This window comes from Cytobacillus solani (assembly GCF_001420595.1).
Lineage (GTDB): Bacteria > Bacillota > Bacilli > Bacillales > Cytobacillaceae > Cytobacillus > Cytobacillus solani.
Genome location: NZ_LJIX01000006.1, coordinates 2,533,820 through 2,551,097, shown reverse-complemented (window position 1 = coordinate 2,551,097; position 17,278 = coordinate 2,533,820). Strand labels below are relative to the sequence as shown.

Genomic DNA, 17,278 nt, shown 5'->3' with positions numbered 1-17,278 from the left:
ATTAATTTAGGAAAATTCCTCCATGTTTTCTTCACGCAATAAAGTTATTTTTTTCTATTTAAAGAAATTTCTCCAATTACATTGAAACTTTCCAACTTTCTTTCCGTAGAAATAATAGGCTGAAATGACGGAGGAGAAACCTTGAAAATATTATTTTGGTTGATTATTGGAATAGTCGCTTTATTTGGAATCGTGATAGGTATTGGGATTCTCAAATATAAAAAAGAAATAAAAGGAACGAACCCGGAATATATAATTGATCTTTTCAAGGAAAAAGCAAAGGATAACAATATTTCGTTATCGATTCATCACAATAATGAGAAGTGGGTAGAAATTAACGAAAAAAAGCTGCTTCCTTTAGCAAGTACAGTAAAAATCATTGTCGCAATTGAATATGCGCAGCAAGTGGCAGAAGGTCGAGTGGATCCGAAGAAAGAGGTAAGTTTACAAGAATTAGACGCATATTATGTTCCAAAAACAGATGGAGGTGCCCATAAGGCGTGGCTTTCAAAATGGAGGAGTGAAAAAGATATCGATCATGTACCTTTAAGCGAGGTTGCGAAGGGAATGATCGATTTCAGCTCGAATGCGAATACTGATTATTTGATGCAGATACTGGGCTTAGAAAATATCAATCGAGTGGCTGAAAGCCTAGGAATAACAAATCATGAGCCTCTATATCCGATTGTTAGTGCACTTTTTATTCCTTCAAGGCTGATGACGGAAAAGAAATTATCAAAAATAGAGACGTTGCAGGAGCTCAAACAGATGGACTTGAATGACTATCGAAATTGGGCGATTGCTATTCACAAACACAATCTCAGCCAGCCGCTAACTTCCCAAGAGAAACAACAATTAATTAAAGTGATGAATATGGATTTTCAAAAAATCTGGTCAGACCGTTTAACACGTTCAACGACAGAAGCCTATGCATCAATTATGAGGAAATTGAATAGCAAGGAGTTTTTTCATAAGAATGTTCATGAACATCTTGATCCAATCATGGAGCAATTAATGAGAAATCCTATCAATCGTGAATGGCTCCAACACGCTGGGCAAAAAGGGGGGTCTACCGCATTTGTTTTTACAATGGCGATGTATGCGACTGATAAGGATGGGAATCAAACCGAGTTAGCCTTTTTCGCCAATGATTTAACGTTAATAGAGCAAACAAAACTATCTTGCGTGATGAATGAGTTTCAGCTGAAGTTTCTAAAGGATTCAGAATTTCGAAAACTTATTAAATCGGAACTGGCACATTTATAAAGGGCATTTGATATGTTCTTTTTAATTTCAATAACAATTAAAAAATAGTAGATTTCTCCAAAGAAAAGCCTAAAATGAATAATGGGAGGTTTTATTCATGCAAGAAATTAGCAATCTCGCATTATTTATTATTCTTTTATTTGTGTTTGTCCCGATTATTATTTCGATGAATCAAAAGTTAGGAATGGGCAAGGATATCCTCTATTCTTCTATTAGAGGATTTATTCAATTATTATTATTAGGATTTTTTATTTCTTTTTTGTTTAGTTTAGAAAATGTTTTCGTCGTATTTGGCTATATTTTTCTAATGATGATAATTGCTTCATTAAATGCATCGAAAAGAGGAATGGACAGGAAGAAGTCTTTTTTTATTTTACTTGTTGGAATTGCACTGTCTGTCCTTCTCTGTATTTGTATTTGGCTAGTTTTTGAAATTATCCCGCTTGAAGCGCAGTATCTCATTCCAGTAGGTGGAATGTTTATTGGAAATGCGATGATTGCTGGCGCAGTTGTTTTAGAAGCAATGAAAAACAATCCAGAAATGGAAGAAGAATTTTTGAAAAAGAATGCTATTAAAATTGCAATGATACCGACAGTTGATATGTTAAAAACGGTAGGTTTGATTCAAATACCAGGAACAATGACTGGCATGATTCTTGCCGGTGCAGATCCTTTCGGTTCCGTAAAATATCAGATTTTCATTATTTTTACCTTATTAGTTGTATCCTCTTTGGCAGCGATAATCGTCTGTTTACTAAATTATAAATATATTATGAAGGAAGTCTCTGTCCAACAGGATACAAGTATTACATTATAAGAGGATGAAATATGTGCAGCAAATTCAAATCCTGCAAAAAGTCATAGATTACATAGATGAACATATAAAAGAAGAGATTTATCCAAAGGACTTAGCTAATCTCGCTGGATATTCTCCATATCATTTTTATCGATTATTTAATAGGCATATTGGCTTTTCTATCATGGAATATGTTTTAAGAAGAAAGCTGCAATATGCCTTATTTGAACTTGCAAATGAAAAGAAAATAATTGAAATTGCCATGGAGTATGGCTTTCATACACATGCTGGATTTACAAAAGCGTTTAAGAGATGTTTTGGATGTCCTCCGAGTCTTTATAAACTTCATTGTCCAGTATCTCGCCCGAACAGGCTAGATTTAAAGAAATTACAGCAAAAGGAGGTTGGAGGGATAATACTCCAGCCAAAATTGATTTCTAGAAATGCCTTTTGGGTGGCTGGAAAAATGTTTGAAATCCAAGCGGGCAATATTTCATTCACAAGAGATGCACCTGCTTTCTGGGAAGATGGTGGATTTAACGATGGCTCAGTAGAGACAGATCTATATAAATTACTCAACCCCAAAAAGCATGGAGAGTATTGCTTTAATATTAGTCATGATATATTTGAAAATCATTTTACGTTTCTCTTTGCAGTAGACTATGATCATATTACTGAAATTCCGCTAGAAATGGTTAAATGGGAGATTCCTGCAGCCACATATGCTGTTTTTAGAACCCCATTGGTGGAAGAAGATCAGTTTGTTTCTTCTATTAAAGGGACTTGGCGCTATATTATTGAAGACTGGCTCCCGCATTCAGGCTATGAAGTAGACGAAAACAGCTATGATTTTGAATACTATGATGAATATTGTCATCATTGGGAGCATGAGAAAATTTTTATGGAAATACATCTCCCAGTGAAAAGAAAAGGAGGGTGACTACTCACCCTCTTGAAATTTTTAATGCTTTTTTTAGTAAGAACAAAACAGGAGATAAGAGGATTGCACTAATAAGGATAGCCGTTTTGATTGAAAATATTGAAGCGATTCCCCCAATGATTGGACCTCCACTAATTTGACCAATCGCATCTACTTGCCCTTTCATTGAGAAAAAGGTTGCACGGACAGATGATTCAGGAATGATTGTATTAAGCCATATTTCTTCCAGCGGCTGCATGATCTGTCTTGCCATTTGAACAATCACATAAAATATAAGCAAAGTGATTAATGACGTCGAGTATGAAAAGCCAATTAATGAACAAATAATAAGGAAGCTTCCAATAAATAAAGAGATATAGATTAACTTCAGGTGCTGATGAATAGAGCTGCGATTAATTATATGCAATACAAAAAAAGAGCCAACAACAACTAAAAATTGAATCCCTCCAGTTACAAGTACAATGCTTCTCTCAGAGAAAAAGGAGAGTTTAGATGCTTCTAAGAAATGTGATAACCATAAACGATCAAAGCCCTCACTATAAAACCCAAAAAACAATGCAATGAGAAAAAGTAGTCGCATCAAGCGGTTTGCCTTAGAGTATATAGCAATTTTGCTTACATTCATCTTCATATTCTTCCATACAGATGATTGACCTTCTATCCTCAATGGTACGAACTTTTCTTCTTTCATATAGATCATTAAATAAACTGCTAGACCCAGCATACAAAGTCCGCCAATTATGATAGGGAGGTTCAGCATAAATATTCCAGTAAAGATACTTAGAGGAATCGCAATCACTTGACCAAGGTTGCCAGCTTTTGCTCCATTAATAAATGCACCAGCCGCAAGTTCTTCGCCAACTTCATCACTCACCCATGCTTGTAATGATCCACTCGTGAATGTATAACCGATCCCCCATAATATTTGAGAAAAAATCACTGCTAAGAAGAAAGGAAACAATCCTTCAAGCAGAAATCCGAATCCGATTAAAAAGTATCCAATAATAATAGAAAGTTTTCTGCTCTTCATATCAGATACGATCCCAGTAGGAATTTCAAAAATAAAAACAGAAAGTTCCAGGACAGTTCCAATCAAAACAAGTTCAAGTGGGTTAAGATTGACAATTTGTACATGATACAACAAATTTACAGTGAAAATATAAGTAAAGAAAAGCTGGGATAAAAAGCAAGTATGGATATAAACGTAATATGGATTTTTCATAAATAACTGTTTCATCATTTCTTCCTCCTTACAATTATCATAGAGGGGAAAAATGGTTATTTCTTTTCCAAACTTGCGGAATAGCAATAAGAAAAGCGCAAGCTCCTTGATCATCGCCGTACAAACTGGAAGGGCTTCGACTGAGATAAAGGAAACACGATGAGTGAGCGAACCGATGTTGACTTATCGTAGGGAGGAGATCTGAAGTTTGATAGGCGATAGGCGCTGGAGCTAGACAATTTCCTCTCTCCAAAGTTATCCACAACATTCGATTTTATAATTTCCTAGACTATCAATAAACCCTGTCCTTTGTTAAAGATTAGGACAGGGTTTTAATTAATTCTTATTTGCAGCAATAACTTTATTTCTTCCTTCTTGCTTTGCTTTATATAATGCTTGATCTGTCATGTCCAGAAGTTCAGAGAAATTGTCAGTGGACTCTGGAAGATGACCTACACCGATAGAAACAGTTACTGGTTTTCCAGTCGGACTGATTGTCGTATCTAACGTTTTTCTTAAACGCTCTGCAATTAATAACGCTTTAGCTAAATCAACGTCAGGAAGGATAATGAGGAATTCTTCTCCGCCCCAACGGAAACAAAGGTCCGTTTCAATAGTAACCTCTGTGATTAATTTTGCAATGTATTGAATGACTTCATCGCCTTTAAGATGACCATACTGATCATTTATTAATTTAAATCGATCAATATCGAAGAGGATAATGGAATATGAATCTGAGTTTAGAGCTAATTTTTCCAGTGCACGGCGATTATAAAGACCTGTTAGATGATCTCGTTTTGATTCGCTTTCTGCAAAATGCAGTTTTTTCTGGTAAAAGTCGATAGCAATTAGAAGAGTCCGTTTCAATTCTCTTATTTCAAAGTACCATTCTGGGATTATTTCTGTTGGTACTGGTTTGTTTTTTGTAACTTGACGAGCATATATTGCTAAATCCCTAATTGGATTAACAATTTTGATTAACATATAGATAGTCAAAACGAATACAAAAATCATAAATGGAATCGTATAGAGGCTAATTTGTTTTCCTAGTTCATACGTTGGTTTATTTACGGCTTTCTGTGAGGTTTGAGAAACAATTCCCCAGCCATTTGAATTCACTGTTGCATAGCCCGCCAACATTTTTTCTCCCAAAGTATTAATAACAACCCTACTGCCACTGTTTCTTTTTATTAATTCTTTAACCACTTCATTTTCTTTTACATTGTCATTAATTCTATTAATATTAGGATGAAAGATGATATTTCCCTTTGAATCAACGACATAAACATATGAATCGTTTTGATGCTTTGGGTGCTGCCCAAGAATTGCCTTTAGGCTATTTTCTTCATGCAGATTAATCGTACCAGCAATAAAGCCAATATATGTACCAACATCATTAAAAACAGGAACAGATATTAGAATAACTAATTTTTCATTAATTCCTACGTATGGGTCAGAAACTGTATGCTTTTTTCTCGTTAGAGCCTCTTGAGTACCAATTGAATTGACCTTTGTTCCTTCAACATTAATATCCGGAACAGATGCAACAAGGATACCGTTGCGGTCAACAAATAATGTGCTGTTAAAATAGGTTGTTGAGTGAAGTAAATCATATAAATCTTTATAAATATACTTTGAATCTAATGTTTTATAATCTTCGTCCCTTGCTTCTACACTTAAGTTTGAAAACATATCACGAAAATGCAAATTCGTTGTATCAGCGAGTTTTTTTGCATAAAATTGATTTTCAATTAGATAATTCTTTTCAAGTGTATTTTTACTTACTATTTGGCTTGATATCAAACTGCCCACATATGTGCCGATCATGGCAAAGCTCAACAAGAGCAAAATTAATAATTTTATACTTAGTTTAATTGGTTTCATATCATTTCCCCAAAAAAAAGTATTATTCATAGTTAGAATAGCCTTATGAAGAGTATACTATTATTTTTGAAACGATAACAATATGAAATTCATTAATAATTGTATAGAAATGTTGGAAATAGCAGATTTACTAATTTTCTAGACGTTTAGTAGATCGGGAATCTCTCAAACATCTCATAAATTTATTTTTCTACTATTATAATAATGTGAGGACCCATCCGCCTAATGCTCCAGCAGCAACAATAACCCAAGGAGGGAGCTTCCAAAAAACGAGCAGGCTAAATAAAATGGCTGCAAAAACAAAGTCAATTGGAGATAATATTGAGGTAGTCCAAATTGGATGATACAGTGCAGCAATTAAAATCCCAACTACAGCAGCGTTTACCCCCATTAATGCACCTTTGATTTTCGGATTTTGCCGTACCATTTCCCAAAAAGGGAGGGCACCTAGAATTAACAAAAATGCAGGTAAGAAAATACCGATTGTAGCGACAATTCCGCCTTTCCATCCATTCATTACTGCACCGAGATAGGCTGCAAAGGTAAATAAAGGACCAGGTACGGCTTGGGCAGCTCCGTAACCGGCTAAGAAGCTTTCTTCACTAATCCAGCCGGTTAGAACAAATTCACGCTCAAGTAAGGGGAGGACGACATGACCACCGCCAAAAACTAAAGAACCGGACCGGTAGAAACTGTCAAACATTGCAATCCAGTAGGATGAAGTTGTTTCTCGTAAAAATGGCAATATAATTAGCAAACTAAAAAATATGATAAGACATCCAATAGCAAAGCCCCGTGATAATGGGAAATTAAATTTTACATCCTTATTTTCATGATTTTGTTTAAAAAGGACTAAGCCAATAAGTGCAGATAAAACAATGATCCCAACTTGAATAAATGCGGTTTGCCATAAGAAAGTAGCAGTTAGTGCAAATAAAGCAATGGCTTTTCTGCTTAAATCTGGGACTAGTTTCTGACCCATACCCAAAATAGCATGGGCGACAACTACTACTGCAACAATCTTTAATCCATGAATCCATCCTGCTTCTCCAATATTAAAACGATTAAGCATAAGTGCAAATAATATCAAGACGATTACCGAGGGCAAGGTAAATCCAATAAACGATACTATCCCACCTAGTACACCGGCACGCATCACTCCAATACCAATACCTACTTGGCTGCTTGCAGGCCCGGGCAAGAACTGGCATAAGGCAACTAAATCAGCATAGCTTTTTTCGTCCATCCATCTCCTTCTTCGAATATATTCTTCATGAAAGTACCCTAAATGGGCGATAGGTCCTCCAAAAGAAGTAAATCCGAGGCGTGTTGAAATGATAAGGATTTCAAATAAAGACGTAATATAATTTTCTGACCTTGTTTTTTTCACAGATGATCACCTTCTTGTTTCTGTTTTAATAGCTAGGAACTGTTGAGCTCTTATTCGCAGTAATTAGCATTATTAAAAATATAACATTAGTTATATTCCAATCAGATTGTTCAATCGAAATTTTACAAAACCTTTACATTGTAATATAGCGATCTTAATACAAACTATATATGAATGGTTATAGGAGGAAAAGATTAACAAATGTCGAATTCTTTATATTATGAGGATTTGATATTTATAATTAGATTCATTAATTAAGGAAGTGTTCAAAGTGATTATGTATCCATTTTTAGAAAAGGGAACAACAATTGGTGTGACGGCGCCTTCCTCTGGAGTAAAACCTGATCTGCATGTGTTGATTAAACAATCGTGTGAACGGATGCAATTAAGAGGATTTGATATTAGATGCGGAGATACAATTTGGACTCAAGACAAAGCCAAATCTGCATCAATTAAGAAACGGGCGGATGAATTTAATGAAATGATGGCTGATGAAAATATTGGCCTAGTCTTTCCTCCTTGGGGCGGAGAATTGCTAATTGAAATACTTGCTGGAATTAATTTTATCAATATTCGAAACAAGTGGGTATTAGGCTATTCAGATACGAGTGTATTATTGCTTGCCATCACTTTAAAGACGGGGCTTGCAACTGCACATGGGACAAATTTAATCGATTTGAGAGGGGAATATTCTGACGAAACGACAGCAATGTGGGAGAAGGTGCTTTCGACTAAGCAAGGTGAATCTGTCCTGCAGCATTCGTCCAGCAAACATCAAGAAAAGTGGCAGCATGATCATCCTACTCCATGTGTATTTCATTTATCAGAACCAACAATATGGAAATCGATTTCAAATAAAAAGGTTGAGATGGAAGGACGATTAATAGGCGGATGTATTGATGTCATCCGACATTTAATTGGGACACCAGTTGGTGATGTTAGAAGCTTTAGAACAAAGTATATCAACGATGACCCAATCCTCTGGTATTTTGAAAATTGTGAGATGACCACCACTGATTTAAGAAGATCTTTAGTACAAATGAAATTAGCTGGCTGGTTTGAAAATTGCGCTGGGATCATGTTTGGCAGAAGTGCAGCGAATACGCCAGTTGATAATTATACAGTTGAGGATGTTTATCAAGATCTTTCAAAAGAACTTCAAATTCCAATTGTTTATGATATCGATTGTGGTCATGTTCCGCCACAAATGACTTTCATCAACGGTTCATATGCTGAGGTAATTGTGGAAGAGGGGAAGGGTACGGTACGCGAATACTTTATATAATGCGTGATTAGAAGGGAGGAGTTCTAATGAAACGAATGAGATATATAAGACCAACCGATTATTATGATGAACGTATTTCGACAATTGATGAACAGCTATGCCATTTAATACAAAAAAGGAAAGAGCTTTCAAACAATGATCCCGGGTTTCCACCTGATGAGTGCATCTCAAAATGGGCTGAAAAATTCGACCTTTACGAGGATTTGTTGAGATCGATATTTGGAACGTTGAAAATAGATGAGGAATTTAAACCTCGTGTTGAACCAACAAATTTTATCAAGCATGTTGCAATTTTAAAAGCAGCTGAGATAGACAAACATTTATACACTTTAACTTTTATTCGGCAATTTGAAAACGCGAGCGTAGTTCAATTAAATGTCGATTGGGATGGCTCAAATGATTCTCATGAAGATATACACCATCGCCATTCCTTTGAAATGAACATAGGAGAGCAATACGATTGTCGTTTTTTTGGAGGGGGTGGATCTACTGGCCGTTATACACACAATTTCGTTGTATCCCCTCCAATCCCAGACAATCCTTCTGGACTTACATTCAATTTTGTAGAATATGATTCCTTTTTTAAAGATAAGCCAACAGGTGTTGAGGTGAAAATTTATGTAGAGTAACGTTCAAATACATTTGGATTAGATAAGCTTGTGAGGGTCTTAAGATGCAATTTTATATTAGAAGAATGACTGAACTTTTTGCAGTGGAAATTCTTAGTTGGAAATATGAAGCTCCCTATGATTTTTATAATAATGACCTATGTTCAGATAATATTCGAGAATTACTTAATCAAACGTATTATGCAGTGGTTAATGATAATGACCAATTAATCGGCTTCTTCTGTATTGGCAGTGCTGCCCAAGTACCAATCGGTTATGAATTTGGTGCATATTCGGATGATCATATTGATATTGGGCTTGGAATGAAGCCAGAATTAACAGGAAATGGTTTTGGATATACATTCTTAGCTTATATCCTTCAATATATTAATGAGACTTATACAGATAAAACCATTCGTTTAACAGTGGCCAAGTTTAATCACCGTGCGATTCATCTGTATGAAAAATTTGGATTTAAAAGAAAAATCGAATTTAAAAATAATTCAACTATTTTCACAACTATGCTAAAGGAATAAGGAAGGATTTTTCGGAAAGGAATGGCCTCCATTCGAATAAAAGTTAATCATCCATTTATCTATTTTTTACCGAGCCAAAGATACTATAGCGTGAAGCTTAGATAATTCATATTATCCTTAAGGGAGGTAATCTGATGAATCCGATGAATATAATGGCATTAGGATTACCATCTGTTATTGTTATATTAGTAATAATTGGATTTTATAAAGTGTTTGTAAAGAAGAAAAGTGTGACGCCTTTTTATACTCCATTTGATAAGATTACTGGTCAAACGGAAGTAGAATTTCATGAAGAACAAGAAATTCTTGCTGAGGATGAGGGAGAAGGCGACGATAAAGATCGGTAATAAGTGCCGGAATACGGGTATTAAAATAAAAGGAAATCACCACATCCTGAATTGATGTGGTGATTTTTTTAGAGATTATTCAACTAAATTATCTTTAGGCACGACCCAAAAAGCAGCTGCTATAGAAAGAAATAAAACAATAAATGGTGCATAAAAAATCATAAAATAACTCATAAAATCTCTCCTTTTAAGGATGATTGCTTTGTTTTCCCTGTACATACTCCTTATTAAACAAAAACAATCTGAGAAGAAGGATCAGCGATGGAATTAATAAAGCAAGTCCGGCAATGAAAGCAATGATTAGCGCTGTTGCCATAGCTTCATTAGTAAAACTGTCATAAATCGTTAGATACGTATACAGTAAATATGGGTAATGAGAAATGCCGTAAGCGAAAAAAGCAAGTGCAAATTGCCCTGTTAAAAGACCAAATGCCAGCCCGTATCTGTGTCGTTTCCATAATAAAATAACGGTTCCAATAAATAATACGAGCGAGATCGCAAATAACCACCATAATTGAATTAAGCGAGTAAAATGTTCATAATTATGTCCATGCATTTCAACAATAATTCCAGCAGCGGTAAGGATACAAGGGCCAGCCCAAATAAGTGCATATTTCCGCATTAGTTCGGTCGCATCCATGTCATTGGCATGATCCGCATACCATGTCAAAAATACAGCAGAAATATATAATACGGCTGTCAAACTTAAAACAACTATGCTCCAACTTAATGGACTCGTAAAAAGCTTAAAATAATCGAGAATTGGACCAGATTGCTCCATATTGACAAATCCGCCTTCCGAAATAGTTATTACAATAGATAAAGAAGCCGGTATAAACAATCCTGATACACCATATAAAAAGACATATATTTTATGTTTAAGACCACCATAAGTTGTAAAGGCGTAATAGGATCCCCGAATAGCCAGCAAAATGATCGCAATGCTAACTGGAACGAGTAAAGTTGTTCCATAATAATAGGCGGTTTTTGGAAAAAATCCGACAATCCCTACAAAGAAAAACACGAGAAAAACGTTCGTAACCTCCCAAACAGGGGATAAGTACCGTTGAATAATTTTCGTTAAAATATGCTGTTTTCCTCTATATAGACTATAGGCATTAAAAAATCCAGCCCCAAAATCAATGGAAGCAACGATAATATACCCAAAAAGGAATAACCAAAGGACTGAAATTCCGATCACTTCTAGAGTCAATACAGTTCACCTGCTTCCTCTAATTCTCGATCAGCTAATTCTTGTTCTATTGTATTTTTCCGAAACATTCTTGAAAGGACAATGTTACTGCCTATTCCTAAAATAATGTATAATCCTGCGAACAAAAGAAGCATCGTATCAACTTGACCACTTGATGTTGCAGCATCCTTTGTTTTCAGAATTCCACGTAAAACCCACGGTTGACGCCCAACCTCATCAAGCCACCAGCCTGCTTCAATCGCAAGAATAGAGAGCGGACCTCCTATGACAATCAACAATCGATACCATTTGGAACGTACGTACGTCCATTTTTTCCACAATCCGACTATGTATGTGATAGATAATACTAACATCAACATGCCGATTGTAATCATTGCATCGAATAAATAGTGAATATAGAGTGGAGGGGTTTCATCCTTTTGAAAGTCATTAAGTCCAATCACTTCGGAATTAGGATTTCCGTGTGCTAATATGCTAAGGGCAAATGGGATTTTGAAAGCATATTTCACTTCACCATCTTCTAGGATTCCATAAAGGATAAGAGGAGCCTTTCCCTCCGATTCAAAATGCCATTCAGCTGCAGCTAATTTTTCCGGCTGGTATTCAGCTAAATACTTGCCAGAGAAATCACCAATGATAACCGTTGCAATGGTAAATATTAACCCAACTTTCATTGTGAAGAATAATGCCTTTTTATGATAGATATGATTGGACCCTTTCAATAAACGGAAAGCAGCAATAGATGCAAGTACAAATGCAGAGGTCATATATGCAGATACAAGAACATGCGCAACCTTAGTAGGCATCGCAGGATTAAACATAGCTAGCAAAGGTTTAATATTTACTAAATGACCATCTATTATGTCAAAGCCTTGGGGTGCATTCATAAATGCATTCACAATCGTTATAAAAATTGCCGAAAAAGAAGCACCAAGAGCTACTGGAATAAGGAGCAGCAAATGCTTTTTCTGGTTTTCAAATCGATCCCATGTGTATAGATAAATGCCTAGAAATATCGCTTCAAAGAAAAAGGCAAATGTCTCCATAAATAATGGAAGGGCAATTACATTCCCAGCAAGCTCCATAAAGTTTGGCCATAGAAGTGAAAGCTGTAAGCCGATCGCTGTACCAGTAACAACACCAACAGCTACTGTTATTACATAGCCTCGCGTCCATCTCCTAGCTAATAGTATATAATGTTCATCATGCTTTTTTATCCCCACCCATTGAGCCATCATAATCATGAGAGGGATACCTACTCCAATTGTGGCGTATATAATATGGAAGGACAAAGTCATTTCAGTTAATACCCGACTGAAAAAAACAGCTTCTTCATTACCCATTTCAAAAACTCCTTTTCTTATCCTGCAAAAACGCGGCCAATAAATGATAAGCCCATAATCATGGCTACAATAAATACTAACCAAGTTAATTTTCTTTCGTGATTTTTATACATGAACTTACACTCCCTCATTCATTCCCTTAATATATCTTTTTCCAAAAGGTAGCATTTCATTTATGAAAGAATATTGCAATAATTAAATAATAGGTAAGTTTACGATATGGGAAAAGATTTCAGGAAATACCATAATCTGTTAGAATTGAAGAAGATACATTACATTTCTAAAGTAAAATACCTATAAAAGATAAAAAAGGAAATCAAACTAATGTTGCTAACAAATACAGAATTAGAGAAATTAAGTCTAAAGATCACTAATGTACTAACGCATGAAATGAACTGGAAAATTAAGGATATTCGGTTGATTGGCAGCGGAGTTATAAATGCCGTATTTTTAATTAAGGATAAAGAAAGAGGGTTGCTTGCGGTAAGAACGCCTTGGAGATCGGAAGAACGGATGATGGACAAAAATTCAAGCGGAATCATTTCTTTGCAAAAGGAAGCGGGAATAGCAGAGCATTGTTATAAACATCAAATTCCCGTTCCAAAGATACATAAGCTTTATTTTAGTAATGAAATCAACTTTCTAGTATCTAATTTTGTGACTGGAGATGATCATGAAATTTCATCTTTTGATGTGGGGAAGTTAACATCAAAAATTCACAAGCTTCCTACGGATGGCTTAACAATTATTGATCAGCAAGAACAAACATTAAGTAAAATTATTTCTGAAAGAATAACTGAACGAGTAGTGTCATTAAGAAAACTAGTTTATACAGATCTTTTCGTTCCAGATTCAGGTGAATTGGAAGCAATATTAAATACTTCAAAAATAACTAATTGCCTCTTGCATCTAGATGTTAGAAGACCAAATATCATTGCAAAAAACGGAATCATTCAAGCGATAATTGATTGGGATAATGCATTTATCGGGAATCCAATAATGGAGTTAATGAGAATATCTGAGACACAGGAGTTAGACGAGGTAGAGTTTCTAAAAGGATATAACGCCGAAAAATTACTTAAAAATACGGAGAAAGTAATTCAATCAATTTATCGTCTTGATACAGCTTTAATGCTTTCTATTTTGTTTATTTCGTTTTTAAATGACAAAGAAAAAAGTGAATACTATATAAATCGTGTTCAATTGTTATTCGATGAAATAAACAAATACCTTTAGAGTTTCCATACGTTGGCTAGATTGTATTAAACAAAAATTTAAAAAATTTATAGATGGGAGTGCTTTATTTTGACCAAATGTGACGACTGTCATTCTATGCAGTAGTTTATAAGAAATTACAAAATATGAATACAAATATGTAAATGTCTCTTAGAAAGAAAATTGGGAAAGTGTGTACGTACATACAATAACTTAATAGAAAGAATCTATAACGAAGTTAGTGTTGGAAAGGAGGGAAATTCGGTGCAAAATGAAAATAAGATTTTGGTTGGGGTAAAAGCAGTTATTGTAAATGAGGGGAAAGCATTAATTATTAAACGCTCCAAAATAGCTCACTTTAGCGGAGGTACGTGGGAGACTGTTGGTGGAAAGGTTGAATTTGGAGAGGATTTAGAAACAGCCTTGAAACGAGAGGTAATGGAAGAAGTAGGTTTAGAAATTAAAATAGAACATATTTTGTATGCGGCTACTTTTAAAACAGATCCGTTTAGACAAATGGTGATAATAACTTATTTATGCAAGAGTGAAAATAAGGATGTAAAATTGTCATCTGAACATGAAGATTACCTTTGGGCTGGTCCAAAAGAGTTAAAACAACTCCTTCCGACGAACATAAATAATGATTTTGATAAGAATCATGTTTTTTCGTTGATTGAACAAAGCAAAATTTCTTAAAGGATAATGAAACTTTCATATGCGATAACCGTACTAAATAGTAAAATATTGTAACGGAGGAGGTAAGCTATTTTGGATAGGAAGAGAAAAGAAAAAATCATAACATGGTTAATAGTCGTTTTAATAGCAACACTTGCTGGCTCGATTGGTTTTATGATTTTAGGCTATTTCAAAATAGGATTAGCATCAGGTGGAATATTTATGTTCGTAGCAGCATTTCTTGCTGAATGGACACGAGACAAAAGCACCGTATATATACATAGAAAAGAGTATAAAAGGTGACTGAGGCTGTTTGTAAATATAAGTACAATTTACTGAATATTCTTTCTTTTGATTAAGATAAGCTTAACACTAACTAGTATTTTTTTTCGTAATTATCCAATCATAAACCTTTTCTTATTCATCCAAAATAAGATGGCTTGTTCATTCAAACAAGGGGGATGATTACGGTTGAAATGGCATAAAAGAATGCTTTCTTTATTGCAGCAGCAGCAAGGTAAAAAAGTCGCATTATGTGTAGATACATCGACAAATGAAGTTCCGAAGATGTTGATTAATAATATTGTGAAGCTTTTTGAACAATTAAAACCTGATACATTATTAGTTCAAGCAGATTTTAAAATAAGAAGCATTACCCCCATAAAAAGTGATACGATTAAATATTACACACATGGAAAATCTTCTTACACACTCGTACTTGAGTGGGCACATGAAGAAAAAATTGATACACTTTTTTATATTACAGATGTGACTGGTTTTATTCCGGATGAGATGAATACGGTCGATTTTGAATTATTTTGGCTCGTTCCTGATGATTTCATCCCGCATGTTCCATTTGGGAAAGTGATTAAGGTAGCCTAACAGAAAAGATCCCTCATTAAAAGTGAGGGATCTTTTCTGTTAGCTATGAATGTGTTGCTGTTTTTTTTGATAATCTTTATAAATCAAATGCCATTTTCTAAATTTTGTCCATGCTTTTTCAAAGTCAGGCTGGATAATCGACAGCTGGACCCAGCCTCTTTCAGCCAAGTAAGCACTCTTATAATGCAATTCGAAACCTGATAGGGCTGCATCCTCTGCCATATATTGATCATCTTCATTTCCTTTTAATGTGACAATCATTGGATATCCTTCCGTTGTTAAAAACGACATTTCCTCTTCATTTTCTGCAGCAAGCAGTTGCTCATACCTGCTTTGTAACAGTGTATAGCGCTCATCATTTTCATATGCATGAAGCGCTTGCTCAAAGCTTTTAAATAGCTGGGAAGAGTAGGTGAAAGGGATATTTCCATTTGCATATAACCCTAGATCAAGATAGGAAGGCAAATTCTTGTCAACATCTATCACATGATTGGAAAAAACAACAGCAATCCCGCTCATCGTTCCAATCGCTTTCCCGCTAACTCCTGTTGCTAAATATACATCAGCTAAGGAGAAGGGCAGTGAACCAAATGAACTCACACAATCGACGCATAGTTTGACCTGAAATTTCCGGCAAAGCTGCTGAATCAATTGTAAATTATTAAGCATGCCTGTTGAAGTTTCACCATGCGCCATTAGAAGCCATTCATATTTATTACTTTCAAGCTTTTCATTCATTTGAGCCTCATTAAATGGTTCGCCCCATTCATATGATAGTAAATCGTATTCAAGATTCCACCGATCTGCTTGTGCATGTAATCTTTCTCCAAAAGCCCCATTTGTAAGAATTAACCCTTTCCCAGATAGACGGCTAATTTGCCCAACCATCGCTTCATTTGCAAGGGTACCACTGCCTGTCAATACGTGTACATATTTAGCCTCACTCATTTTCAGAAGTCGATTCTGTACTCTTTTTAACGAGATGGAGAAATCATAAGAACGGTGAGAAATAGGCTCTTGCAGCAAGGCAGCACGAATGTCATTCGTTAATTGAACAGGACCTGGGAAAAAGGAGTACGTTTTTTGTTTTAATCTTGCAGCAACAGACTGTTCATAACGAGCTCTAGTTAGAACCATGGGAATAAATTGCGCATCATCAGAACCAACTGGCTCTGCAAAAGCTTCAAATCCCATTTGATCATATAGTTTTAATTCGCGTACAGTTCCAGATATTACTGCAGCGCTATACCCTTTTTTATAAGCATAATCGGATAATGCCCCAGTAAGCATAAAGAATACACGCCCATTCCGATGCTCTTTCCTAACAGCAAGAAGACGGATTTCACAAAGCTTTCCAGTTAACGCATCCTGTGATAACAGGTTTTCAACAGGACCAAGCTTCTTATCTAAAGAGAAGGGACGTTGATCACGAATAGCAATCATTCCAACAAGCTCTTGCTCTTTTAAAACAATAATATATTGATTTTCATTATGAAATGGATCCACACGTACTCCATTGGGATCTGGGGCGTGTTGTGGAATCTCTTCTACAAAGGTTTCATAGTTTAATTTTGCAATTTCGGCAAACTCTTTTTCAGTACGTGCAATTTTACACCAATACATTTGGAAAAACCTCTCTTTTACAAAGCTACATTCTAATGATATGTATCATGACT

18 protein-coding genes are annotated in these 17,278 nt (G+C 35.3%); 11 read left to right on the top strand and 7 right to left on the bottom strand.

Annotated features, from left to right (window positions below; all coding sequences use genetic code 11):
* The first annotated feature begins 141 nt into the window (after positions 1–141).
* The 3 genes from AN957_RS14550 to AN957_RS14540 all read left to right on the top strand — a co-directional run bounded on the left by AN957_RS14550 (position 142) and on the right by AN957_RS14540 (position 3,002).
* Positions 142–1,266 (top strand): serine hydrolase, encoded by a 1,125-nt coding sequence (locus AN957_RS14550; RefSeq protein WP_056684806.1) that lies wholly within the window; start codon positions 142–144, stop codon positions 1,264–1,266.
* A gap of 97 nt (positions 1,267–1,363) precedes the next feature.
* Positions 1,364–2,083 (top strand): ABC transporter permease, encoded by a 720-nt coding sequence (locus tag AN957_RS14545; protein WP_053476198.1) that lies wholly within the window; start codon positions 1,364–1,366, stop codon positions 2,081–2,083.
* A gap of 13 nt (positions 2,084–2,096) precedes the next feature.
* Entirely contained in the window at positions 2,097–3,002 is a 906-nt protein-coding gene (locus tag AN957_RS14540) for an AraC family transcriptional regulator (protein WP_231690073.1), read from the top strand.
* Between the two features lie 4 nt (positions 3,003–3,006).
* On the opposite strand, the gene AN957_RS14535 is transcribed toward AN957_RS14540, so the two are convergent.
* From AN957_RS14535 to AN957_RS14525, 3 genes are all read right to left on the bottom strand, one after another.
* A complete protein-coding gene (locus AN957_RS14535; RefSeq protein ID WP_056684804.1) occupies positions 3,007–4,239 on the bottom strand; it encodes an MFS transporter in 1,233 nt (410 codons plus the stop codon).
* Positions 4,240–4,560: 321 nt separating this feature from the next.
* The gene (locus AN957_RS14530; RefSeq protein WP_053476196.1) at positions 4,561–6,108 is read right to left on the bottom strand and encodes a sensor domain-containing diguanylate cyclase; all 1,548 of its coding nucleotides are present in this window, start codon (positions 6,106–6,108) and stop codon (positions 4,561–4,563) included.
* A gap of 196 nt (positions 6,109–6,304) precedes the next feature.
* The gene (locus AN957_RS14525; protein WP_056684801.1) at positions 6,305–7,498 is read right to left on the bottom strand and encodes a chromate transporter; all 1,194 of its coding nucleotides are present in this window, start codon (positions 7,496–7,498) and stop codon (positions 6,305–6,307) included.
* A 271-nt stretch (positions 7,499–7,769) separates the two neighbouring features.
* Here AN957_RS14525 and AN957_RS14520 point away from each other — a divergent pair, with 271 nt between their 5' ends.
* The 4 genes from AN957_RS14520 to AN957_RS14505 all read left to right on the top strand — a co-directional run bounded on the left by AN957_RS14520 (position 7,770) and on the right by AN957_RS14505 (position 10,274).
* Positions 7,770–8,783: a S66 family peptidase gene (locus AN957_RS14520; protein WP_056684799.1), complete on the top strand. Its 1,014-nt coding sequence runs from the start codon at positions 7,770–7,772 to the stop codon at positions 8,781–8,783.
* 26 nt (positions 8,784–8,809) lie between these two features.
* Complete coding sequence (locus tag AN957_RS14515) at positions 8,810–9,412, top strand: hypothetical protein (RefSeq protein ID WP_053476193.1); 603 nt, start codon at positions 8,810–8,812, stop codon at positions 9,410–9,412.
* Positions 9,413–9,456: 44 nt separating this feature from the next.
* Complete coding sequence (locus tag AN957_RS14510; protein ID WP_053476192.1) at positions 9,457–9,927, top strand: GNAT family N-acetyltransferase; 471 nt, start codon at positions 9,457–9,459, stop codon at positions 9,925–9,927.
* A gap of 134 nt (positions 9,928–10,061) precedes the next feature.
* Positions 10,062–10,274, top strand: coding sequence for a DUF3951 domain-containing protein (locus tag AN957_RS14505; protein ID WP_053476191.1), 213 nt, complete (start codon positions 10,062–10,064; stop codon positions 10,272–10,274).
* A 75-nt stretch (positions 10,275–10,349) separates the two neighbouring features.
* Here AN957_RS14505 and cydS read toward each other — a convergent pair whose 3' ends face one another.
* Genes cydS through AN957_RS14495 form a run of 3 tightly spaced genes read right to left on the bottom strand, consistent with a single transcriptional unit; the run spans position 10,350 to position 12,830 of the window.
* Positions 10,350–10,448 (bottom strand): cytochrome bd oxidase small subunit CydS family protein, encoded by a 99-nt coding sequence (cydS, locus tag AN957_RS29190; protein WP_425388901.1) that lies wholly within the window; start codon positions 10,446–10,448, stop codon positions 10,350–10,352.
* 13 nt (positions 10,449–10,461) lie between these two features.
* A complete protein-coding gene (locus AN957_RS14500; RefSeq protein WP_056684795.1) occupies positions 10,462–11,487 on the bottom strand; it encodes a cytochrome d ubiquinol oxidase subunit II in 1,026 nt (341 codons plus the stop codon).
* Positions 11,484–12,830, bottom strand: a complete 1,347-nt coding sequence (locus AN957_RS14495) for a cytochrome ubiquinol oxidase subunit I (protein WP_053476189.1) — start codon at positions 12,828–12,830, stop codon at positions 11,484–11,486. The genes AN957_RS14500 and AN957_RS14495 overlap by 4 nt, the downstream gene beginning before the upstream one ends.
* 324 nt (positions 12,831–13,154) lie before the next feature.
* Here AN957_RS14495 and AN957_RS14490 point away from each other — a divergent pair, with 324 nt between their 5' ends.
* The 4 genes from AN957_RS14490 (at position 13,155) to AN957_RS14475 (ending at position 15,602) form a co-directional block, all read left to right on the top strand.
* Entirely contained in the window at positions 13,155–14,066 is a 912-nt protein-coding gene (locus AN957_RS14490) for an aminoglycoside phosphotransferase family protein (RefSeq protein ID WP_053476188.1), read from the top strand.
* 243 nt (positions 14,067–14,309) lie between these two features.
* Positions 14,310–14,741, top strand: a complete 432-nt coding sequence (locus tag AN957_RS14485; protein WP_053476187.1) for an NUDIX hydrolase — start codon at positions 14,310–14,312, stop codon at positions 14,739–14,741.
* Positions 14,742–14,813: 72 nt separating this feature from the next.
* Positions 14,814–15,023 carry a hypothetical protein gene (locus tag AN957_RS14480; RefSeq protein WP_053476186.1) on the top strand — a complete coding sequence of 70 codons (210 nt, stop codon included), beginning with the start codon at positions 14,814–14,816 and terminating at the stop codon, positions 15,021–15,023.
* Between the two features lie 168 nt (positions 15,024–15,191).
* Entirely contained in the window at positions 15,192–15,602 is a 411-nt protein-coding gene (locus AN957_RS14475) for a VWA-like domain-containing protein (RefSeq protein WP_053476185.1), read from the top strand.
* Between the two features lie 39 nt (positions 15,603–15,641).
* Here the strand turns inward: AN957_RS14475 and AN957_RS14470 are convergent, their stop codons facing one another.
* Positions 15,642–17,225 (bottom strand): GNAT family N-acetyltransferase, encoded by a 1,584-nt coding sequence (locus AN957_RS14470; RefSeq protein ID WP_056684792.1) that lies wholly within the window; start codon positions 17,223–17,225, stop codon positions 15,642–15,644.
* Between the last annotated feature and the right edge of the window lie 53 nt (positions 17,226–17,278).